The following is a 23,258-nucleotide window of genomic DNA, read 5'->3' on the forward strand; positions in this document are numbered from 1 at the left end:
GATGGAATCAGCAGTGAAGGAACGAATACAACGTGTAGCCTCTTGGTTTCACTCAACACCTCAACTCGCCTTGTATGATCGTCAGTTGGTTTGGATCGCTATCGGTCTGATGGTCGTGGGATTGGTTATGGTCACGTCGGCTTCTTTTCCCGTTAGCTACCGATTGACTGGGCAGCCTTTCCACTTTATGGCTAGGCATGTTGTGTTTCTTGGGTTGGCGATGATCGTATCAACGGTAGCGCTGCAGGTTCCAATAAAAAAATGGATGCAGCATGGTCATTGGTTGCTCGTCATATCCTTCGTCTTGCTCATGGTGGTGTTGTTGGTGGGTAAGTCGGTTAACGGTGCCTCACGCTGGATTCCATTAGGGTTATTTAACCTTCAACCCGCCGAAGTAGCCAAGCTGTCGCTATTCATCTATATGGCTGGCTATCTCGTTCGTAAACACAGTGAAGTGCGACAAACCTTTTTTGGTGGTTTCTTTAAGCCGATTGTCATCTTTGCCTTACTTGCCGGATTGCTGTTAGGGCAGCCCGATTTGGGTACTGTGGTTGTGATGCTTGTTACTCTGTTTGGTATGCTGTTTATCGCAGGAGCAAAGCTGATTCAATTTATCGGTTTGATGGTGGCGGGTATTGTGGCCGTCATTGGTTTGATCATTATCGAACCTTATCGTATGCGCCGCGTCACCTCCTTTTTAGATCCCTGGCAAGACCCATTTGGTAGTGGTTACCAGCTTACTCAGTCCTTAATGGCTTTTGGTCGTGGAGAGTGGACCGGGCAAGGCTTGGGCAACTCAATTCAAAAATTAGAGTATCTTCCAGAAGCACATACCGACTTTGTTTTTGCCGTTCTTGCGGAAGAGCTCGGTTTTATCGGTGTGGTGCTTATTCTGCTACTTATCTTCAGTTTGGTGGGTAAGGCGATATTTATTGGGAAGCGTGCACTAGAGCAGGAGCAGATGTTTGGCGGTTACCTTGGGTTTGGCATAGGTATTTGGTTTGCGTTTCAAACCTTAGTCAATGTTGGTGCAGCAGCAGGTATGGTGCCGACGAAAGGTCTAACACTGCCGCTAATCAGTTATGGTGGGTCGAGTTTGATCATCATGGCCATTGCTGTGTCCATTTTATTGAGAATTGATTTTGAGTGTCGTTGGGTTGCCGAACATGGCGATGACGAACAACAGATAGAACAAGAAGATGAAGAAAAATAAACGTTTGATGGTGATGGCTGGAGGTACTGGGGGGCATGTCTTTCCTGGGCTCGCTGTTGCGAAGAAACTTCAGCAGCAGGGCTGGGAGATCCGTTGGTTAGGCACACAAGATAGAATGGAAGCAGACCTTGTTCCTAAACATGGTATTGAGATCGATTTTATTAAAGTTAAAGGATTGCGTGGGCAGGGGATTCTTAAGCTGGTTCAAGCTCCGTTTCAAATTTTCAACGCCATTTTGCAGGCGAGAAAGCACATCAAAGCATGGCAACCGGATGCCGTTCTTGGTATGGGCGGTTATGTGAGTGGTCCGGGTGGCGTTGCAGCTTGGATGTCAGGGATTCCTGTGGTTTTGCATGAGCAAAATGCCGTGGCAGGTTTAACCAATCAATGGCTATCAAAGATTGCTACCCGAGTATTTCAAGCTTTTAAAGGCGCTTTTCCTAACGCACAAGTGGTAGGTAATCCAGTACGTCAAGATGTAGTCAGTATTGCAGAGCCTGAAATGCGTCTTGCAGAGCGAAATGGCAATATTCGTATTCTCGTTATGGGGGGCAGTCAAGGAGCACGTATTTTGAACCAAACCTTGCCTGAGGTGATGGCACAACTGGGCGAAGGCTATGAGATCTTGCACCAGGCAGGTAAAGGAAGCCAGCAGCTGGTGGAAGCGGCTTACACACAAAATCAAGTCGCTCACTTTACAGCAACAGAGTTTATCGATGATGTGGCAGAGGCTTATCAATGGGCGGACTTGGTGGTTTGCCGCTCTGGTGCGTTAACCGTTTCCGAGGTTGCGGCTGCGGGTGTTGGCGCCATATTTGTCCCATTCATGCATAAAGATCGTCAACAGGCGTTGAATGCTGATCACTTGATTGATGCGGGTGCAGCCCACATGATTGAGCAACCAGATTTAACAGTAGCCAAAATGACTGATAGTATTCGTCAACTTGATCGTGCAGCCCTACTTTTGATGGCACAACGTGCCCGTGCTGCTGCCCAGTTAAATGCCGATGAAGTGGTTGCCAATGCCATCATCGAGATTACCGAACAACGAGACAAATAGATGACCATTCAATATAAACAAGATTTAGCTCAAATTCGCGCTATGGTTCCAGAGATGCGCCGAGTGAAGTGTATCCATTTTATCGGTATCGGTGGAGCGGGTATGAGTGGAATCGCCGAGGTTCTTCTTAATGAAGGTTATCAAATCACTGGCTCTGACATTGCTCGAAATGCAGTAACTCAACGCCTAGAAGATAAAGGCGCCACAATTTTTATCGGTCACCAACAAGAGAACGTCGCACAAGCGAGTGTGGTTGTGGTCTCAACGGCAATCAATGAAGAGAACCCGGAGATTGTTGCGGCACGAGAGGCGCGCATTCCCGTTGTACGCCGAGCAGAAATGTTGGCTGAACTGATGCGTTTCAGACACGGTATTGCCGTGGCTGGCACCCACGGAAAAACAACGACGACTGCACTCGTTACCCAAATTTACTCAGAGGCTGGCCTAGATCCAACGTTTGTGAATGGCGGTCTTGTCAAGAGTGCGGGCACGAATGCGCGATTAGGCTCAAGCCGCATTCTTATCGCCGAAGCGGACGAGAGTGATGCGTCGTTTTTACACCTTCAACCAATGGTCAGCATCGTTACAAACATTGAAGCAGACCATATGGATACTTATGGTGGTGATTTCCAGACCCTAAAACAGACCTTTATCGATTTTCTGCACAACCTACCTTTCTACGGTCAGGCGATTATGTGTGTCGATGACGAAGTGGTTCGTGAGTTGATCCCGCAAGTCAGTCGACAAGTGATCACTTACGGCTTCTCAGAAGATGCTGACGTGAAGATCACCAATTACCGACAAGATGGACAGCAGGGTAAGTTTGTTGTTACTCGTAAAGATCGTGCTGATCTTGAGATTACGCTGAATATCCCAGGTCGTCATAATGCACTTAATGCGGCTGCGGCTATTGCTGTTGCCACAGAAGATGATATCTCGGATGAGGCGATCTTAGCGGCCATGGTGGGAACTCAAGGGACAGGTCGACGCTTTGAACATCTGGGTAGTTTTGACTCGGGTAAGGGCAATGTGATGCTGGTGGATGATTACGGTCATCACCCGACAGAAGTGGATGTGACTATCAAAGCAGCCCGTAACGGTTGGTCTGATAAGCGTTTGGTGATGATTTTTCAGCCTCACCGTTATAGCCGCACTCGTGATCTGTATGATGACTTTGCCAATGTTCTAGAGCAGGTCGATGTTTTGGTTATGCTGGATGTCTATTCTGCCGGAGAGCAGCCAATTGCAGGTGCTGATAGCCGCTCTTTATGTCGAACGATTCGCGCTCGTGGTGGTATTGACCCAATTTTCGTTGCTGAGCAAGATGCGTTGCCAGCCGTCTTAGCCAATCTCATTCAAGATGGTGACTTAGTCTTGACACAAGGTGCAGGCGATGTCGGTAAAGTGGCAAAAACACTGGCTAATTTAGAGCTCAATGTCAATAAAATGGCGAGTGGTAACTGAATCACGTTTTAAATCACATCCCATTGTGATTTATTGCTTTCTTTGTTTGCTACTTTTCTTTGCCTTTGTATAATCGCAAGATTGAAGTAAGTGAAAATATCCCTGTAGCAACAGGGGCGTCTTAGAAAGGATTGCCAGTGTGTTATTAAACACCCTTCAAATGGACGAGAGTCGCACTTATAAATCACTAGTAAAAAAGCATGCCGGAGGCATGACATTTTTACTGGTGGTTTTGTTGTTACTTACCTTTCTAATACACTCCGTTATTTCTTGGATGTGGGACGAGGATCGCCTCCCCTTATCAAAGCTCGTGCTACAAGGTGACTTAAATTATGTCACTGCAGAAAATGTACAATCGGCACTGTCTAACCTAGACCACATTGGTACTTTTATGTCGCAAGATGTGGATGTTATTCAGCAGTCAGTACAAACGCTGCCGTGGGTTGCACAGGCTTCAATTCGTAAACAGTGGCCAGATACTATTAAAGTCTATCTCACGGAACATACCGCAGAGGCTGTATGGAACGGCCAAGCGCTACTTAACCCTGCAGGGGAAATATTTGAAGGAGATTTAGGTCTACTTCATGACGATACGGTTAAGTTATACGGGCCTATCAGTACTCAAGCAGAAGTAATGAAAATATGGCGTTATTTGACCCCGACATTTAAAGACTTGGGGCTAGCGATAACATCATTGGTGCTGAATGAGCGCCGCGCTTGGCAGATAATACTCGATAACGGTATGAGACTTGAGCTTGGCAAAGAGTCTATGGATGAGCGCATTGATCGCTTCGTATCACTGTATTATCAGTTAGGCGAGAAAGCGCAGCGCGTTAGCTATATTGACCTAAGATACGACACAGGAGCCGCAATAGGCTGGTTCCCCGAACAGGACATAGAACAAGAGATTATCAATGACTAAGGCCAGTGACGACAACATTATTGTTGGATTGGATATCGGTACTGCCACAGTGTCCGCGCTGGTGGGTGAAGTACTTCCCGATGGACAAATAAACATCATCGGTGCAGGCTCTAGTCCTTCTCGAGGCATGGATAAAGGTGGTGTTAACGACCTAGAATCTGTGGTGAAGTCTGTCCAAAGAGCTATCGATCAAGCTGAATTGATGTCTGAATACCAGATCAGCTCAGTCTATCTCTCTCTTTCAGGCCGACATATTGCGAGCCGTATAGAGAAAGGAATGGGAACCATCTCTGAAGAAGAGGTGTCCCAAGATGATATGGACCGTGCTATTCACACTGCGAAATCAATTAAAATTGGTGAAGAGCAGAGAATTTTGCATGTGATCCCCCAAGAGTTCACCATCGACTACCAAGAAGGTATCAAGAATCCGCTTGGCTTATCGGGTGTTCGCATGGAGGTCAGTGTTCATCTCATCAGCTGCCATAACGATATGGCAAGAAACATTATCAAAGCAGTTGAGCGTTGTGGGCTTAAAGTCGAGCAACTGGTGTACTCAGGTTTAGCCGCGAGTAACGCAGTCATCACCGAAGATGAACGTGAACTTGGCGTCTGTGTTGTCGATATTGGTGCTGGTACCATGGATATCTCAATCTGGACAGGCGGAGCTCTGCGTCACACTGAGGTATTTACCTATGCGGGCAATGCCGTGACAAGCGATATTGCTTTTGCCTTTGGCACGCCAGTCGGTGATGCTGAAGAAATAAAAGTGAAGTATGGTTGCGCTCTCAGTGAACTGGTGAGTAAAGACGATACAGTTAACGTTCCTAGCGTTGGCGGGCGTCCATCACGCAGTCTACAGCGACAAACGCTGTCAGAAGTGATAGAGCCGCGCTACACTGAACTAATGGGACTGGTCAATCAGACATTAGATTCAGTTCAAGCTAAGTTGCGCGATGATGGTATCAAACATCATTTAGCTGCTGGTGTGGTTCTCACCGGTGGCGCTGCGCAAATTGAGGGATTAGTAGAATGTGCGGAGCGAGTGTTCCGCAATCAAGTACGAGTGGGCAAGCCCTTAGAGGTAAGCGGTCTTACAGACTATGTAAAAGAACCGTACCACTCCACGGCAGTTGGATTACTTCATTATGCGAAGGATAGTCAAGTAGGGGATGAAGTTGAGTTTTCTGAGCCAAAGCGCCAGTCAGTCTCTAACCTATTTGGTCGCTTGCGTAATTGGATACAAAAAGAGTTTTAAACCTGAACAACAGGGTAAAACGGAGATAACAAATGTTTGAACCGATGAATGAAATGTCAGACGATGCAGTAATTAAAGTCGTAGGTGTTGGCGGCGGCGGCGGTAATGCTGTCGAACACATGGTTAGAGAGTCTATCGAAGGCGTACAGTTCGTTAGTGTTAACACTGATGCACAGGCACTTCGCAAGTCTACAGTAAACAGCGTAATCCAGATCGGTGGTGATATGACCAAAGGTTTGGGTGCTGGTGCAAACCCTCAAGTAGGGCGTGACGCAGCTCTCGAAGACAGAGAAAGAATTAAAGAAGAGCTAGTAGGCGCCGATATGGTGTTTATAGCTGCCGGTATGGGCGGCGGTACAGGTACCGGTGCTGCACCAGTGATTGCTGAAGTGGCGAAAGAGCTTGGCATTCTTACTGTTGCTGTTGTGACGAAACCATTCAGTTTTGAAGGTAAAAAGCGTTTGGCGTTTGCCGAGCAGGGTATTGATGAGCTTTCTAAGCACGTTGACTCTTTGATTACAATTCCAAACGAGAAACTGCTTAAGGTTCTTGGCCGAGGAATCACACTGCTAGAAGCGTTTGCTAGCGCGAACGATGTTCTAAAAAATGCGGTTCAGGGTATTGCCGAGCTGATTACTCGCCCAGGTATGATTAACGTCGACTTTGCTGACGTTCGTACTGTGATGTCAGAAATGGGTCACGCTATGATGGGTAGCGGTATTGCCAAAGGTGAAGATCGTGCAGAAGAAGCGGCTGAAATGGCGATTTCTAGCCCGCTACTAGAAGACATTGATCTCGCGGGAGCGCGTGGTGTTCTTGTTAACATCACGGCAGGCTTAGACATGCGCCTTGATGAGTTTGAGATTGTTGGTAATACGGTGAAAGCGTTTGCTTCGGATAATGCCACTGTGGTTATCGGTACTTCTCTAGACCCAGATATGGCAGATGAGATTCGCGTTACTGTTGTTGCTACAGGTATCGGTAATGAGCGTAAGCCAGACATCACACTAGTGGCGGGTGGCAAGGCGAAGCCAGCACAGTCAGCTCAATCAGCACCAGTAACAACTCAACAACCAGTAGCGGCAAAAGAAGAGAAAGTGGCACCAACTTTGCAAAACCCAAGTGTTCAGCAAAGTGCGGCAGAAACTAGCCCTGCACCTTCTCAGCCAGCATCACCTTCTGTAGGTTCTGCAGGCGCTCAGACTGCTGCGGCTCCGAAGCAAGAAAAAGAGAATGGATACCTTGATATTCCAGCATTCTTGCGTCGTCAGGCTGACTAAGTCGAGAAAAGAACATCTCCGACCACGGTCAAAATTTGACTTTGGTCAAAAAGCTGGTAGCATTTGCGGTCGCTGGTAATGTCGACCGCAGTTTGTAACATTGTTGTAGAGGCAAGCAGATGATTAGACAACGTACATTGAAAGAAATAGTGAAAACAACTGGTGTGGGTCTCCACTCTGGTCGTAAAGTCACGCTTACGCTACGTCCAGCTGCTGCTAATACAGGTGTTATCTACCGTCGTACTGACCTAACTCCACCTGTTGATTTCCCAGCAGATGCAGAGTCAGTGCGCGATACTATGCTTTGTACCGCTTTGGTTAATGATCAAGGTGTGCGTATTTCGACTGTTGAGCATTTGAATGCTGCGCTCGCTGGAATGGGCATTGATAACGTGATTATCGAAGTCGATGCGCCTGAAATTCCAATTATGGACGGCAGTGCGAGTCCGTTTGTTTACCTTATCCAGCAAGCGGGTATTGAAACACTCAATGCACCAAAACGATACATTCGCATCAAGAAACCAGTGCGTATTGAAGATGGCGATAAGTGGGCAGAGCTTGTTCCATTTAACGGCTTCCGCATGGACTTTGAGATTGAATTTGATCACCCAGCGATTGACTCTGATGAGCAACATTTGCTGTTTGATTTCTCATCACAAGGTTTTGTGAAAGACATCTCTCGTGCTCGTACATTTGGCTTTATGCGTGATATCGAATACTTACAATCACAGAACCTTGTTCTGGGTGGCAGTTTCGACAACGCTATTGTTCTGGATGAGTACCGTATTCTTAACGAAGAAGGCCTTCGTTTCGAAAATGAGTTTGTCACTCACAAAGTGTTAGATGCTATTGGTGACTTATACATGTGTGGTCACGCTATTGTTGGTGAATTACGTGCATTCAAATCAGGTCATGGCCTAAATAACCAACTTCTACGCGCGGTTCTTGCAGACCAAGAAGCGTGGGAGTGGGCGACCTTTGATGAAGAAGTGGGCTCACCAGTGGCGTTTGCTGAACCTAATATGGTGCTAGCGTAAACCTACGCGAAGATTTCTGAAAACCAGGCCTCGAGCCTGGTTTTTTTATACCTGCGAATTATGAGGGCCGCTTTTTAGATAGTTGAGCAATGCGCTCCAAGCGTCTTTTCACTTTATCGGGGGCATTTGCTGCTATATGCAATAGGTTATTTGCAGCATTTTCGGAGATAGGCTCTCGTTTAGGACGGAACTCTTTTTGTTGGCGCTGACGATAGATCTCTGGGTTGATCTTGACTTCAATGCCCATCAAGCGACCATAGCCAGATTGTCTCGCTTGGTTAAGAATGTTGAGGCGGTCGTAGTCGAGACGCATTTTAACCGCAGCGGATGCGGCCTCAATGATCAATAAATTATTTTCGATGTTAGCGACACGACAGTGTGCTTCTACTCCAGGCGGTAAGATCGAGTTGATCAACTGTTGTAGCGCTAAGATCTCTTGGGCTTTCTCCTGGATCTTTTTAAGCGCATCACTACCAGCGATGTCTGAAGTCGAGGTCGGTCTATGATCGCGCATGGTATATCCTATGTGGGCTGAAGCGTCTTGTTTTATGTTACGCCACAAATTCACCTCCCTCCAGCAATAGTGGTGTTTACCCCCAGTTATTTGCCTAGTTCGTCAGCAATCTCTTGTCGAAAACTAAGTATGCTTCAAACAAATGCATACTTAATTGGTTGTTATTGGAAAAATTCCTTAAACTGTGGGCACTTTTTTGTTTGACGCCTTGAAAACAAAGACGTTTGCCTCCATATCACTGATACATGATTTATCTCAGTATCCTTAGTTTTTTGAACGGGTAGAGACACAAGGCTTAAGAGTGATCCGAAAGGATTGGACAACGAGAGATTCACAGAAATGATAACTAAGTTACTGACCAAAGTTATTGGTAGTCGTAATGATCGAACATTACGTCGTTTAAGAAAAATTGTAAAAGAAATCAATAACTACGAGCCTACGTTCGAGGCGCTTAGTGATGAAGAACTGAAAGCGAAAACGATCGAGTTTCGTGAGCGTATTGAGAAAGGTGAATCGCTAGATCAACTTCTACCAGAAGCGTTCGCAACGGTACGTGAAGCGTCTAAGCGTGTTTACGGCATGCGCCACTTTGATGTACAGCTCATTGGCGGCATGGTATTGAATGCCGGTCAAATCGCAGAGATGCGCACGGGTGAAGGTAAAACCCTAACAGCGACGCTACCAGCTTATCTGAACGCACTGGCAGGTAAGGGTGTTCACGTTGTAACAGTGAATGACTACCTAGCAACACGTGATGCTGAAACCAACCGACCACTATTCGAGTTCTTAGGTATGACCGTTGGTATCAACGTACCAAACATGCCGCCTCAAGCGAAAAAAGAAGCCTACCAAGCAGATATTCTTTACGGCACCAACAACGAATTTGGTTTTGACTACTTGCGTGACAACATGGCGTTCCGTAGTGAAGACCGCGTGCAGCGCGAGCGTTTCTTCGCGGTTGTCGATGAGGTTGACTCAATTCTTATCGATGAAGCGCGTACTCCTCTTATTATCTCTGGCCCAGCTGAAGATAGCTCTGATCTTTACACTCGTATCAACACGCTGATTCCTTCTCTTGAAAAGCAAGATCAGGAAGATTCAGAAGAGTACCGCGGTGACGGTCACTACACTGTGGATGAGAAGTCTAAGCAAGTACACTTGACTGAAACGGGTCAAGAGTTCGTTGAAGAGCTGATGATCAAAAATGGTCTAATGGAAGAGGGTGATACGCTGTACTCACCAACCAACATTAGCTTACTACATCACGTTAATGCCGCGCTTCGAGCCCATGTTCTATTTGAAAAAGACGTGGACTACATCGTTAATGAAGAAGGCGAAGTGGTTATCGTCGATGAACATACTGGCCGTACGATGCCTGGTCGCCGTTGGTCAGAAGGCCTGCATCAAGCGGTGGAAGCGAAAGAAGGCGTTAAGATTCAAAACGAGAACCAGACGCTGGCTTCTATCACGTTCCAGAACTACTTCCGTCTTTACGAAAAACTGTCTGGCATGACTGGTACAGCAGACACTGAAGCATTCGAATTCCAGTCCATCTATGGTCTGGAAACGGTGGTTATTCCAACCAACAAACCGATGATTCGTGATGATATGGCGGATGTGGTGTACCGTACGGAAGCAGAGAAGTTCGCTGCAATCATTGAAGATATCAAAGCTCGCGTAGAAAAAGGTCAGCCTTCATTGGTAGGTACCGTCTCTATCGAGAAGTCTGAATTGCTATCCAATGCCCTGAAAAAATCGGGTATCAAACACAATGTTCTTAACGCCAAATTCCACGAGAAGGAAGCGGAGATTGTCGCTGAAGCAGGTATGCCAGGCGCTGTAACGATTGCGACTAACATGGCTGGTCGTGGTACGGATATTGTACTTGGCGGTAGCTGGGCGGCAAAAGTTGAACAACTAGACAACCCAACCAAAGAGCAAATTGACGCGATCAAAGCAGAGTGGAAAGTCATTCACGATCAAGTGCTAGAAGCGGGTGGTTTGCACATCATTGGTACTGAGCGTCATGAATCACGCCGTATCGATAACCAGCTACGTGGTCGTTCTGGTCGTCAGGGTGATGCGGGCTCTTCTCGTTTCTACCTATCGATGGAAGACTCGCTATTGCGTATTTTCACTTCAGAACGTATGGCAAGTCTTATCCAAAGTGGTATGGATGAGGGTGAAGCGATCGAGAGTAAGATGTTATCTCGCTCTATCGAAAAAGCGCAGCGTAAAGTAGAAGGCCGTAACTTCGATATTCGTAAACAGCTTCTTGAATTTGATGATGTGGCGAATGATCAGCGTAAAGTCGTTTACGAACTTCGTGACGAGTTAATGGGTGTTGATGACATCAGTGAAATGATCGAACACAACCGCGAAGATGTGTTCACTTCAATCATTGATGAGTACATCCCACCGCAATCGCTTGAGGATATGTGGGACGTTTCAGGTCTAGAAGATCGCTTGAAAGCAGACTTTGATTTGCATCTAGAGATCCAATCATGGCTAGACGAAGACGATAAGCTTTATGAAGAAGCGCTGCGTGCGAAGATCCTCAACGCTTCTATCGACGCTTACAAGCAGAAAGAAGAAGTGGTTGGCGCACAAGTGCTGCGTAACTTCGAAAAATCTGTGATGCTACAAACACTCGATACATTATGGAAAGAGCACCTAGCGGCAATGGATCACTTGCGTCAGGGTATCCACCTGCGCGGTTACGCACAGAAAAACCCGAAACAAGAGTATAAGCGTGAATCGTTTGAGCTGTTTGAAGGTCTGCTAGAAACTCTAAAGTTTGATGTGATTCAGGTGCTATCTCGCGTTCGCGTTCAGCAACAAGAAGAAGTTGAGCGTATGGAGGCTCAACGCCGAGCTCAAGCTGAAGAAGCGGCTCGCCGTGCTCAAGCGCAACATGCTGCGGCAGAAAATCAACTTGCAGATGGCGAAGAAGCGGTTCAAGACCACAATCAACCTATGGTTCGTGAAGAACGTAAAGTAGGTCGAAACGAGCCTTGTCCTTGTGGCAGTGGTAAGAAATACAAACAGTGTCACGGTAAAATCAATTAGCGTGATAGTTGTAAATTAATAGAAAGAGTCGCTTAGGCGGCTCTTTTTGTATCGGGAGAAAGGTATGAAAAGAGTACACATAGTCGCAGGAATTATTCTTAGTGCTGATAAGCGTCAGGTATATATCACCAAAAGGCCGAGCGATAAACATAAGGGGGGCTTTTGGGAGTTTCCAGGTGGCAAAGTTGAGGATGGTGAAGCGATAGAACAGGCGATGTCACGCGAGTTGCTTGAAGAGATTGGCATTGAAGTGACAAAGCAGTCTCATTATCAGCACTTAGAGTTTGATTACACAGATAAATCATTAAAGTTCGACTTTATCTGTATTGAAGCGTTCCAACATCAACCTTTTGGCAAGGAAGGGCAGCAGGGAAAATGGGTCGATATCCGTCAATTGCCAGAATACGCTTTTCCTGAAGCCAACGTGCCAATCTTAGAGCGTGTGGTAAAGGAATTCGCAGAGTAAAGAGGAACTCACTCTAGTCAGCGCTTGAAATAATTGGTAGGTTAATTAGTTGAGTTAACATCCCCCACAAAAACTTGCTGAAATAAACCAGTACCGTCATTAGATTGTTCGCAAAGTGTTCACTTTTGGGTTTACGGGCTGGAAAAGAATAGAGACGGGGACATGGAACCTATCACCGTACAAGATAACAATGGAGAAGAAGCAATGGTAAAAATTGCAGTCGCTGGCGCTGCTGGTCGCATGGGTCGTAACCTTGTGAAAGCAACACTAAGCAACCAACAAGCACGTCTAGGCTCAGGTTCGGAGCGACCAGAATCATCATTGGTTGGTGTCGATGTTGGTGAACTATGTGGTGAAGGCCACCTTGATATCGCACTTGTTGATAGTTTAGAAAACAGTATTGAAGCGTTTGATGTCATTATTGATTTTACCGCTCCTGCCAGCACGCTGGCCAACTTAGAACTATGTAAAGCACATGGAAAAAAAATAGTCATTGGTACCACCGGCTTTAGCGATGAAGAACGTGCTGTGATTGACCAATTTGCCCAAGAAGTTCCGGTTGTCATGGCACCTAACTACAGTGTTGGAGTTAACCTTGTATTTAAGCTGCTAGAGAAAGCGGCAAAAGTGATGGGTGACTATACAGATATCGAAATCGTAGAAGCACACCATAGACACAAAGTGGATGCACCATCAGGTACGGCTATCGGTATGGGTGAAGCTATCGCTGGAGCGATGGGTAATAACCTCAATGATGTTGCAGTGTATGCTCGAGAGGGTATTACTGGCGAACGCACCAAAGATGAAATTGGTTTTGCGACGATTCGTGCGGGCGATATTGTGGGTGAGCACACGGCGATGTTTGCCGATATTGGTGAGCGAGTCGAGATTACTCACAAAGCGACAGATCGTATGACATTTGCAAACGGTGCAGTAAAAGCCGCAGTCTGGTTAAACGAAAAACCAGCGGGTTTCTATACCATGACTGACGTTTTAGACCTTAATAATCTCTAATTACATAACTATGCGCTGGTTTATACCAGCGCATAGCCATTTCCCATCGTTTTCTCACCCAATTTTTCTTCAATAAATTGTGCTTTATTGACCTTTAATTTGTCTATTTCTAGCGCTTTAGTGTGGTTTTTGTTTTTTATGCTCAAAAGTAAGGGTTTTAGCTGTAAAGCCAACGTTTGCTTTTTTCGAGAAACTATAATTACCTTTTGCTGAACACTAAATATCCAAGCATTTCTTTAAACCGTCATTAAGCTGCCATTTTTGGCGAGTAAACATGATGTTTTGAGCCTAAAGATGAGATTTGTGTAAATTCGCTTAGAAACAGACAATTTTATTTTCCCTTTTTCTTGACAGTGTAAGGGGCGATCAATAGAATACCGCCAATTTGTCTAATTTCCGTAAAAACGCAGTTTTACGCGTTGAAGGAAGGTAGAATTGCAAGTTAATTCGATTTTAATGCATTTTTATTCTGGAGGTTGTCTTGAGTAAGTCAGCACTGCTAGTCCTAGAAGATGGGACAGTATTCCACGGTGAATCCATTGGCGCAGATGGTTCTGCTGTTGGTGAAGTCGTTTTTAATACCTCGATGACGGGGTACCAAGAAATCCTCACTGATCCTTCCTATTCTCAACAAATCGTTACCCTTACTTACCCTCACATTGGCAATACCGGAACCAATTCCGAAGACGAAGAATCTTCTTCAATCCACGCACAAGGCCTTGTGATCCGCGATCTTCCTCTTATCGCTTCTAACTTCCGTAATGAACAGTCTCTTTCTGATTATCTTAAGTCGCAAAACATTGTAGGTATTGCAGACATCGATACTCGCAAACTGACGCGTATCCTTCGTGAGAAAGGCGCACAGAATGGTTGTATCGTAGCAGGTAACAACATCGATGAAGCTTTAGCGCTCGCCAAAGCAAAAGAGTTCCCAGGCCTAAAAGGCATGGATCTCGCGAAAGAAGTTACAACTAAAGAAGCGTACGAATGGAAACAGGGTTCGTGGACTCTAGAGGGCGGCTTGCCTGAAGCGAAAGCGGACAGTGAACTTCCTTTCCACGTTGTTGCTTATGACTTTGGTGCGAAGCGCAACATCCTACGCATGCTTGTTGACCGCGGCTGTCGCCTAACGGTTGTTCCTGCTGAAACATCAGCAGAAGAAGTATTAGCAATGAACCCAGATGGTGTATTTCTTTCAAACGGCCCTGGTGACCCAGCGCCATGTACTTACGCTATCGAAGCAACAAAAGTCTTCCTAGATAAAGGCCTGCCTATCTTCGGCATCTGTCTAGGTCACCAAATTCTAGCACTTGCGTCTGGTGCGCAAACAGTGAAGATGAAGTTTGGTCACCACGGTGCGAACCATCCAGTGAAAGACCTTGACCGTGATGTCGTGATGATTACTTCACAAAACCACGGCTTTGCTGCGGATGAAGAGACGCTTCCAGAGAACCTACGTGCAACACACAAATCTCTGTTCGACGGCACACTTCAAGGTATCCACCGCACAGATAAACCAGCGTTCAGCTTCCAGGGTCACCCTGAAGCGAGCCCAGGTCCACACGATGCAGCGCCATTGTTTGACCACTTCATTGAACTAATCAAAGAACACAAAGCGTAAGTTGGAGTAGTAGAGAATGCCAAAACGTACTGACATTAAAAGTATTCTGATTCTTGGTGCTGGCCCGATCGTTATCGGTCAAGCATGTGAGTTTGACTACTCTGGTGCTCAAGCTTGTAAAGCACTGCGTGAAGAGGGTTACCGAGTTATCCTAGTGAACTCTAACCCAGCAACAATCATGACTGACCCAGATATGGCGGATGCGACTTACATCGAGCCAATCCAATGGGAAGTTGTACGCAACATCATCGCTAAAGAAAAGCCAGATGCCGTTCTACCGACTATGGGTGGTCAGACTGCATTGAACTGTGCGCTTGACCTTGAAAAGCACGGCGTGCTTGAAGAGTTCGGTGTAGAGATGATTGGTGCGACTGCGGACGCAATCGACAAAGCGGAAGATCGCTCTCGCTTTGATAAAGCAATGAAATCAATTGGTCTTGAGTGTCCACGTGCAGATACTGCGAAAACAATGGAAGAGGCTTACAAAGTTCTCGATATGGTTGGTTTCCCATGTATCATCCGCCCATCATTCACCATGGGTGGTACTGGTGGTGGTATCGCATACAATAAAGAAGAGTTCGAAGAGATCTGTCGCCGTGGTTTGGACTTGTCTCCAACCAACGAGCTTCTGATTGATGAGTCTCTGATTGGTTGGAAAGAGTACGAAATGGAAGTGGTTCGCGACAAAGCGGACAACTGTATCATCGTATGTGCGATTGAAAACTTTGACCCGATGGGTATCCACACCGGTGACTCAATCACGGTTGCACCAGCTCAAACGCTAACAGACAAAGAATACCAGCTAATGCGTAACGCCTCTCTAGCAGTACTGCGTGAGATCGGCGTTGAGACTGGTGGTTCAAACGTACAGTTTGGTATCAACCCGAAAGATGGCCGTATGGTTATCATCGAGATGAACCCACGTGTATCTCGCTCTTCTGCACTAGCTTCTAAAGCAACCGGTTTCCCAATCGCTAAGATTGCAGCGAAACTGGCTGTTGGCTTCACACTAGACGAGCTAATGAACGACATTACTGGTGGCGCAACACCAGCATCGTTCGAACCGACTATCGACTACGTTGTGACCAAGATTCCTCGTTTTAACTTCGAGAAATTTGCAGGTGCTAACGACCGTCTAACCACACAGATGAAGTCTGTTGGTGAAGTGATGGCGATTGGCCGTAACCAGCAAGAATCGCTACAAAAAGCCCTACGTGGCCTAGAAGTTGGCGCGACTGGTTTTGACGAGATGGTTGACCTAGATGCACCTGATGCCCTAACTAAGATTCGTCACGAATTGAAAGAAACTGGTGCAGAGCGTATCTGGTACATCGCAGATGCATTCCGCGCTGGTATGTCAGTAGACGGTGTCTTCAACCTAACGCAAATTGACCGTTGGTTCCTAGTTCAAATCGAAGATATCGTTAAGCTAGAGCAAGAGCTGAAAGCGAAAGGCTTTGCTGGTCTAAACAAAGAAGCGTTGAACAAGCTTAAGCGTAAAGGCTTTGCTGACGCACGCCTGTCTAAGATTCTAGGTGTTTCTGAAAGTGAAATTCGTCGTCTACGTGACCAATACGATATTCACCCAGTCTACAAACGTGTAGATACGTGTGCGGCAGAGTTCTCTTCTGATACGGCTTACATGTACTCATCATACGATGACGAGTGTGAAGCGAACCCATCAGACAAGAAGAAAATCATGATCCTTGGTGGCGGTCCTAACCGTATCGGTCAAGGTATTGAATTTGACTACTGCTGTGTACACGCATCTCTAGCACTGCGCGAAGACGGTTACGAAACCATAATGGTGAACTGTAACCCTGAGACAGTATCAACAGACTACGACACATCAGATCGTCTGTACTTCGAACCTGTCACTCTTGAAGATGTACTAGCGATTGCTCGCGTAGAGAAACCAACGGGCGTTATCGTACAGTACGGTGGTCAGACTCCACTGAAATTGGCTCGTGCTCTTGAAGCGGCAGGCGTACCAATCATCGGTACTAGCCCTGATGCAATCGACCGTGCAGAAGACCGTGAGCGCTTCCAAGTTGCTGTTGACCGTCTAGGTCTCCTACAGCCAGAGAACGCGACAGTAACAACAATGGATCAAGCGATTGAGAAATCTCGCGAAATCGGCTACCCATTGGTTGTGCGTCCTTCTTACGTTCTTGGTGGTCGTGCGATGGAAATCGTATATGACGAGCAAGATCTACGCCGCTACTTCAATGAGGCAGTAAGCGTATCTAACGAGTCTCCGGTTCTTCTAGATAGCTTCCTAGATGATGCAGTAGAAGTGGATATCGATGCTATCTGTGACGGTGAGCGCGTTGTTATCGGCGGTATCATGGAGCACATCGAGCAAGCGGGCGTTCACTCTGGTGACTCTGCATGTTCTCTTCCTGCATACACGCTAAGCGCTGAAATCCAAGACGTCATGCGCGAGCAAGTTGAAAAGCTAGCGTTCGAGTTGGGTGTTCGCGGTCTAATGAACACTCAGTTTGCGGTTAAGAACAACAAAGTATACCTAATCGAGGTGAACCCTCGTGCAGCGCGTACAGTACCGTTCGTATCGAAAGCAACAGGTGCACCAATCGCGAAGATTGCAGCGCGTGTAATGGCGGGTCAGTCTCTAGAAGCTCAAGGCTTTACTAAAGAGATCATCCCACCTTATTACTCAGTGAAAGAAGTGGTACTGCCATTCAACAAGTTCCCTGGTGTAGACCCACTATTAGGCCCAGAAATGCGTTCTACTGGTGAGGTTATGGGTGTGGGTGCAACATTTGCTGAAGCTTACGCGAAAGCAGAACTAGGTTGTGGCAATGTTTACCCAGAAGGTGGTCGTGCACTACTGTCCGTTCGTGAAGGCGACAAGCAGCGCGTAGTAGATTTAGCATCTAAGCTAACGAAACTTGGTTACCAACTAGATGCAACGCACGGTACAGCAGTCATCCTTGGTGAAGCGGGTATTAACCCACGTCTAGTGAACAAGGTACACGAAGGTCGTCCTCACATTCTTGACCGTATCAAGAATAATGAGTACACGTACATCGTAAACACTGCAGCAGGTCGTCAAGCGATTGAAGACTCTAAAGTACTACGTCGTGGCGCTCTTGCTGAGAAAGTGAACTACACAACAACGCTAAACGCGGCGTTTGCGACTTCTCTCGCGCACACTGCTGATGCGAAATCGACAGTAACTTCAGTACAAGAGCTTCACGCTCAAGTTAAGAACGCTTAATTGTCTGAAAGATTGTGTTAAACAACAAAGCCCGCTCAATTGAGCGGGCTTTCTTTTTCTGCGGGAGCAAAAGCGGGAAATTCAATTAGGTGATTGCACTATAGTTCAACAATCAGTTTGCCCTTGTTATCTCCGGTGAAGAATAGGTTGATACCGTCCATTGCACTCTCTAACCCTTTCAGTGTGTGTGCGCGGTATTTGATCTTACCCTGCATGACATAGGGGGTAAGCTTCTCCAGCAGTGCGGGTGCATCTTGGAAATGGTCGGTCATCGCGAAGCCTTGCATTGTAAGACGCTTCTTGATCATTGGAATCCAGTTAGGGGCTAACGCAGGTTGCTCTGTCGTGTAGTCCGCAATCATGCCACACACCACGATACGACCGAACGTGTTCATACGCTCAAAAATCGCATGCTGAATAGGACCGCCAGTATTCTCAAAGAAGACATCGATGCCGTTCGGTGTTAGCTCTGCGAGTTGCTGCTCAAGGTTGTCTGATTTGTAATTGATAGCAGCATCAAAACCAAGCTCATTGACTATCCATTCCGCTTTCTCTTGACTGCCCACGACACCAATCACTCTTAACCCATCCGCTTTTGCTAGTTGACCAACAATAGACCCGACTGAGCCGGCCGCACCTGTAACGACGAGAGTTTCTCCAGCTTTAGGTTTGCCGATGCTGAAAAGCCCTTGGGTTGCGGTTAGGCCAGGCAAGGCAAAAATAGACAGTGCCATTTCTGGATTCAATCCAGGTTGAATTTTATTGATGCCTTGGCCATCGGAGACAAAGTACTCACACCATCCGGTCATGCCCATCACTTGATCTCCGACTGAAAAGTCGGGGTGGTTCGAAGCGATAACCTCACCAAAGCCACTCGAACGCATCACATCGCCTAACGCCACAGGTGGAATGTAGCTTTCTGTATCCGGGTGCATCCAGCCAATCATTGCAGGGTCTAGAGACATATGAGTTTGTTTGATGAGAACTTCGCCTTGTGCAGGTTGTGGAATTTGAGGTTGCTTGAGTTCAAAAAGGTGAGGGCCGATACCTCTCTCATCAGGTCGAGCAATAAGGCGAATTTCCTTGTGAGTTGACATAGTAGTGTGTCCTTTTCTTATTAGGTTGATCACATTATTACTAATCACCACGTAAGGATATATAGGAGCAATTGCTAAACTCTATTGTCTTTAAAGCAATAATAACTCGATATGGACCAACTTAGAGCGATTCGCTATTTCATCGTTACGGCTGAAAAGGGCAGTTTCACACACGCGGCAAAGCATTTTAATGTGCCTGCGTCTTCAATCTCACGACGCATTGCTAATTTAGAGCAGAATCTAGACGCTCAGCTATTCAGTCGAACGACACGCAGCCTGTCCTTAACAGAGGTGGGGGAACAGTATTACAACCAAGTTCGGTCGGTTATTCAGCAACTAGAGCAATGTGATCAAGCCGTGCGTGATTATCAGTCAGTGCCAAAGGGCACACTAAAGATCACCTGTATGTCTGGATTTGCAGAGCGTGAATTAATCCCAGTACTCAATCTGTTTTCACAAGCCTATCCTGAGATCACCCTTGATCTCGAGCTCAATGATGCATTGTCTAATTTACAGCGTGATGATGTTGATATTGCGATTCGAGGTGGATTTGTTCCTGATGAGCGCGTTATCGCGCTGAGGCTGATGAGTAATGAGTTTATCGCTGCCGCCTCTCAGGGGTATTTAGCGCAATATGGTGTGCCAAGTTCAACCTTAAGCTTACGTCACCACAAAGGTCTTTATTATAAAACCCCCTCCGGCAGCACGCCTTGGCTATCCGAAATTGAAGGTCAATGGCACAACGTCTCAGCTCCTACTGTGTTGTCCACCAACAGCGGTAATTGGTTAATAGAAAAAGCGATCGCAGGAGAGGGGATTATTATGTTGCCGCGATGGGTACTTGCGCCACATATAGAAGCGGGTGAGCTGGTCGAGTTGAAGTTTATATGCTTTATCCACAACGCTCTTATGCGAGTCCAAAGGTGAAGGTTGCAGTGGACTTTATTAAGCAGCATTTTTTACAGCCGCAATAAAAAAGCTCGCCAAAAGAGGCGAGCCTTGAGTCTGTACGGCTATCGCTTAAACGATATCATCAATTAAGCGGTAACTGCGAGGATAAGCCCAGGCATGACAACAAATACCGATGCTAGATATGCTGCAACAACGCTCTTGTTCTTCACTGCCATGTCAGAGATGAAATCAGCACCCTTGACTGGCAGTTCACGTAGGAACGGAATGCCGTAGATAAACACTGTCGCTAAGATATTGAATACCAGGTGAACGAGCGCGATTTGTAGGGCGAAAACCGCGAACTCACCAGAGACAGCAGTGGCAGCCAATAAGGCAGTAATACACGTACCGATATTAGCACCAAGTGTAAATGGATACACTTCACGTACTCTTAGAACCCCAGAGCCAACCAGCGGCACCATCAAGCTTGTTGTCGTTGAAGATGATTGCACCAATACTGTGACGATTGAACCAGAGACGATACCGTGAATAGGGCCACGACCGATAGCACCTTTCAGAATGTCTTTCGCACGACCTACCATTAGGCTCTTCATTAGCTTGCCCATAAAGGTGATGGAGACAAACACAACAGCAATACCCAGAACGATAAGTGCAACACCACCCATTGTCGAACCAAACGATGATAGCGGCTCTTGAATCGCGCTCACTACAGGTTTAGTGATTGGTTTGATGAAGTTCAAACCTTTGATGCTCATATCACCCGTTGCTAGGAACGGTGAGACTAGCCAGTGTGAGATCTTGTCTAAGATGCCAAACATCATTTCGAGTGGCAAGAAGATCGCTACCGCAAGCAGGTTAAAGAAATCGTGAATGGTTGCACTGGCAAAGGCACGCTTGAACTCTTCTTTGCAACGTACATGTCCAAGGCTCACAAGCGTATTGGTCACTGTCGTACCGATATTAGCACCCATCACCATTGGAATTGCTGTTTCGACAGGAAGGCCGCCAGCGACGAGACCGACGATTATGGATGTCACTGTACTTGAAGACTGGATCAGTGCGGTGGCGACCAAACCGATCATCAGGCCTGCAATTGGGTGAGAGGCAAATTCAAATAGGACTTTTGCTTGATCGCCCGTTGCCATCTTAAACCCACTACCCACCATAGAGACGGCAAGTAGTAACAGATATAACATGAAAGCCAAGTTTGCCCAGCGTAGCCAGTTTTTGCTGTTCGCTCCCGCTACTGCTGTCGAGGTCGCTTGGTTAATCATAGGTTTCTCCATTTTGGTCTTCATACTCAATAGACCGTTTTGTTTAATCTGAGCGAGATACTAGAACTGTAATATTTCAGTAATATTACAGTTTGAAACATTTGGAATTGAATTGTTACGCATTTGGCTGTTGGCTTACTGATGTCATTTAAGTTCTAAGTAATTGAAGTTAATGGGATATAAGTAGGTGAGGTGAAAAAGCCCAACAGGTAAGTTATTGATTTTTAAAGTGACTAAATATGACAGGATGGATTGCTAATTAAGGAATTAGTACGCGAAAGTTGAGTTAATTTCGGTTTATTCGTAGATTTAATTGTCACATATTCACTTGGGGTGATATTCAGACGAAAAAAAACCTGCTCGAAAGCAGGTTTTATAAAAGAGGGAAAATCGACTAAGCAGTTAAAGCTAAGATAATGCCAGGCAGTAAGACGAAGATGCTTAGTAAGTATACCGCTACCATGAGCTTGTTCTTAACCGCGAGTTCTGCAATATAGTCGGCGCCCTTCACAGGAATTTCACGCAGCACAGGCACCATAAAGATAACCAGAGTTGCTAAGACATTGAAGACAAGGTGCACCAGTGCAATCTGCAGAGCAAAGACTGCGAATTCACCGGAAACTGCCGTTGCTGCGAGTAAAGCTGTGATACAAGTACCGATGTTTGCACCGACAGTGAACGGGTAAACTTCGCGTACTTTCAAAACACCAGAGCCTACGAGCGGTACAATTAAGCTGGTTGTTGTCGATGAAGACTGAACTAGGATAGTCACGGCTGTGCCTGATGCAATACCGTGCATAGGGCCACGACCGATGGCACCTTTTAGAATGTCACGTGCACGACCGACCATCAGTTTCTTCATTAGCTTACCCATCACAGTAATGGCACTGATGATAGTGAAGATACCAAGAGCAATAAGAATGAGGCCGCCAGTCACATTGCCCATGCTCTCTAGTGGAGACTGAATAGCAGAGACGACAGGTTTGGTTAGAGGGCCAATAAAGTTGAGGCCTTTCATGCTCAGGTCGCCTGTTGACATGAATGGCGACACTAGCCAATGAGAAATCTTGTCCATGATACCGAACATGATCTCTAGCGGCAGGAAGATCACTACAGCGAGCAGGTTGAAAATATCGTGGATAGTCGCACTTGCAAAAGCACGCTTAAACTCGGTGTTACAACGCACATGACCAAGACTCACAAGCGTACTGGTCATCGTCGTACCAATGTTTGCACCCATCACCATAGGAATCGCAATTTGCACCGGTAAGCCACCGGCAACAAGCGCAACAATGATTGAGCTCACGGTGCTGGATGATTGTGTTAGCGCCGTTGCCACCAAACCAATCATTAGACCTGCAATTGGGTGCGAAGCAAATTCAAATAGTGCTTTTGCTTGATCACCTGTCGCTAATTTAAAGCCACTACCTACCATAGATACTGATACTAGTAGCAAGTACAACATGAATGCCAAGTTTGCCCAGCGCAACATATTTGTCTTTGCCAACTCAGGTGCCGCTGTCGTGTTCGCTTGGTTAATCATAATCATCTCCGTTTGGTCAATGTTCTTTGTTTATGACCATGTGTTTAATCTGTCGGCGATAGTAGAAATCGAATATTTCATTTATATGACACTTTTGTGTAAGGGTTTTTCTGTCGTATTTCAGATGGATGGAGTTGTATTAAGTGGTTGTTTTTAAGTGATTATATTTGTGGTTTGGCTAGGTGTAGGTGTTGTTTTATCATCTTGTCTATATGACATGTAATGATTTGGTTTCGGTTATAGTTTCACTAAATTGCTTTTAATTCGGTATTTATA

Annotated in this window: 17 protein-coding genes; 13 read left to right on the top strand and 4 right to left on the bottom strand. The window is 46.2% G+C overall.

Annotated features, from left to right (window positions below):
• The first annotated feature begins 1 nt into the window (after position 1).
• The 7 genes from ftsW to lpxC all read left to right on the top strand — a co-directional run bounded on the left by ftsW (position 2) and on the right by lpxC (position 8,231).
• Entirely contained in the window at positions 2–1,213 is a 1,212-nt protein-coding gene (gene ftsW, locus GT360_RS02840; protein WP_164647416.1) for a cell division protein FtsW, read from the top strand.
• Positions 1,200–2,273, top strand: a complete 1,074-nt coding sequence (gene murG, locus GT360_RS02845) for an undecaprenyldiphospho-muramoylpentapeptide beta-N-acetylglucosaminyltransferase (protein WP_164647417.1) — start codon at positions 1,200–1,202, stop codon at positions 2,271–2,273. The genes ftsW and murG overlap by 14 nt, the downstream gene beginning before the upstream one ends.
• On the top strand, positions 2,274–3,737 hold the full coding sequence (gene murC, locus GT360_RS02850) for a UDP-N-acetylmuramate--L-alanine ligase (RefSeq protein WP_164647418.1): 1,464 nt from the start codon (positions 2,274–2,276) through the stop codon (positions 3,735–3,737).
• 160 nt (positions 3,738–3,897) lie between these two features.
• Complete coding sequence (locus GT360_RS02855) at positions 3,898–4,659, top strand: cell division protein FtsQ/DivIB (protein ID WP_164649552.1); 762 nt, start codon at positions 3,898–3,900, stop codon at positions 4,657–4,659.
• A complete protein-coding gene (ftsA, locus tag GT360_RS02860) occupies positions 4,652–5,914 on the top strand; it encodes a cell division protein FtsA (RefSeq protein WP_164647419.1) in 1,263 nt (420 codons plus the stop codon). The genes GT360_RS02855 and ftsA overlap by 8 nt, the downstream gene beginning before the upstream one ends.
• Positions 5,915–5,946: 32 nt before the next feature.
• The gene (gene ftsZ, locus GT360_RS02865; RefSeq protein ID WP_164647420.1) at positions 5,947–7,194 is read left to right on the top strand and encodes a cell division protein FtsZ; all 1,248 of its coding nucleotides are present in this window, start codon (positions 5,947–5,949) and stop codon (positions 7,192–7,194) included.
• 119 nt (positions 7,195–7,313) lie between these two features.
• Entirely contained in the window at positions 7,314–8,231 is a 918-nt protein-coding gene (gene lpxC / locus GT360_RS02870) for a UDP-3-O-acyl-N-acetylglucosamine deacetylase (RefSeq protein WP_164647421.1), read from the top strand.
• A 58-nt stretch (positions 8,232–8,289) separates the two neighbouring features.
• Here the strand turns inward: lpxC and GT360_RS02875 are convergent, their stop codons facing one another.
• Positions 8,290–8,745: a DUF721 domain-containing protein gene (locus GT360_RS02875; protein WP_164647422.1), complete on the bottom strand. Its 456-nt coding sequence runs from the start codon at positions 8,743–8,745 to the stop codon at positions 8,290–8,292.
• Between the two features lie 339 nt (positions 8,746–9,084).
• Here GT360_RS02875 and secA point away from each other — a divergent pair, with 339 nt between their 5' ends.
• The 5 genes from secA (at position 9,085) to carB (ending at position 18,156) form a co-directional block, all read left to right on the top strand.
• A complete protein-coding gene (secA, locus tag GT360_RS02880; protein ID WP_164647423.1) occupies positions 9,085–11,814 on the top strand; it encodes a preprotein translocase subunit SecA in 2,730 nt (909 codons plus the stop codon).
• A 64-nt stretch (positions 11,815–11,878) separates the two neighbouring features.
• Positions 11,879–12,280 carry an 8-oxo-dGTP diphosphatase MutT gene (gene mutT / locus GT360_RS02885; RefSeq protein WP_164647424.1) on the top strand — a complete coding sequence of 134 codons (402 nt, stop codon included), beginning with the start codon at positions 11,879–11,881 and terminating at the stop codon, positions 12,278–12,280.
• Between the two features lie 204 nt (positions 12,281–12,484).
• Positions 12,485–13,294 carry a 4-hydroxy-tetrahydrodipicolinate reductase gene (dapB, locus tag GT360_RS02890; RefSeq protein ID WP_164649553.1) on the top strand — a complete coding sequence of 270 codons (810 nt, stop codon included), beginning with the start codon at positions 12,485–12,487 and terminating at the stop codon, positions 13,292–13,294.
• A gap of 481 nt (positions 13,295–13,775) precedes the next feature.
• On the top strand, positions 13,776–14,915 hold the full coding sequence (gene carA, locus GT360_RS02895) for a glutamine-hydrolyzing carbamoyl-phosphate synthase small subunit (RefSeq protein WP_164647425.1): 1,140 nt from the start codon (positions 13,776–13,778) through the stop codon (positions 14,913–14,915).
• Between the two features lie 16 nt (positions 14,916–14,931).
• Entirely contained in the window at positions 14,932–18,156 is a 3,225-nt protein-coding gene (gene carB / locus GT360_RS02900) for a carbamoyl-phosphate synthase large subunit (protein WP_164647426.1), read from the top strand.
• Positions 18,157–18,254: 98 nt separating this feature from the next.
• Here carB and GT360_RS02905 read toward each other — a convergent pair whose 3' ends face one another.
• Entirely contained in the window at positions 18,255–19,253 is a 999-nt protein-coding gene (locus GT360_RS02905) for an NADP-dependent oxidoreductase (protein ID WP_164647427.1), read from the bottom strand.
• A gap of 111 nt (positions 19,254–19,364) precedes the next feature.
• Between GT360_RS02905 and GT360_RS02910 the strand changes: the two genes are divergently transcribed.
• Positions 19,365–20,180, top strand: coding sequence for a LysR family transcriptional regulator (locus GT360_RS02910; RefSeq protein WP_239502575.1), 816 nt, complete (start codon positions 19,365–19,367; stop codon positions 20,178–20,180).
• Between the two features lie 110 nt (positions 20,181–20,290).
• Here the strand turns inward: GT360_RS02910 and GT360_RS02915 are convergent, their stop codons facing one another.
• Entirely contained in the window at positions 20,291–21,439 is a 1,149-nt protein-coding gene (locus GT360_RS02915) for a Na/Pi symporter (protein ID WP_164647428.1), read from the bottom strand.
• A gap of 394 nt (positions 21,440–21,833) precedes the next feature.
• Positions 21,834–22,979, bottom strand: a complete 1,146-nt coding sequence (locus GT360_RS02920) for a Na/Pi symporter (RefSeq protein WP_204274558.1) — start codon at positions 22,977–22,979, stop codon at positions 21,834–21,836.
• Positions 22,980–23,258: the final 279 nt, after the last annotated feature.

It is taken from the genome of Vibrio astriarenae (assembly GCF_010587385.1).
In the GTDB taxonomy this organism is placed as follows: domain Bacteria; phylum Pseudomonadota; class Gammaproteobacteria; order Enterobacterales; family Vibrionaceae; genus Vibrio; species Vibrio astriarenae.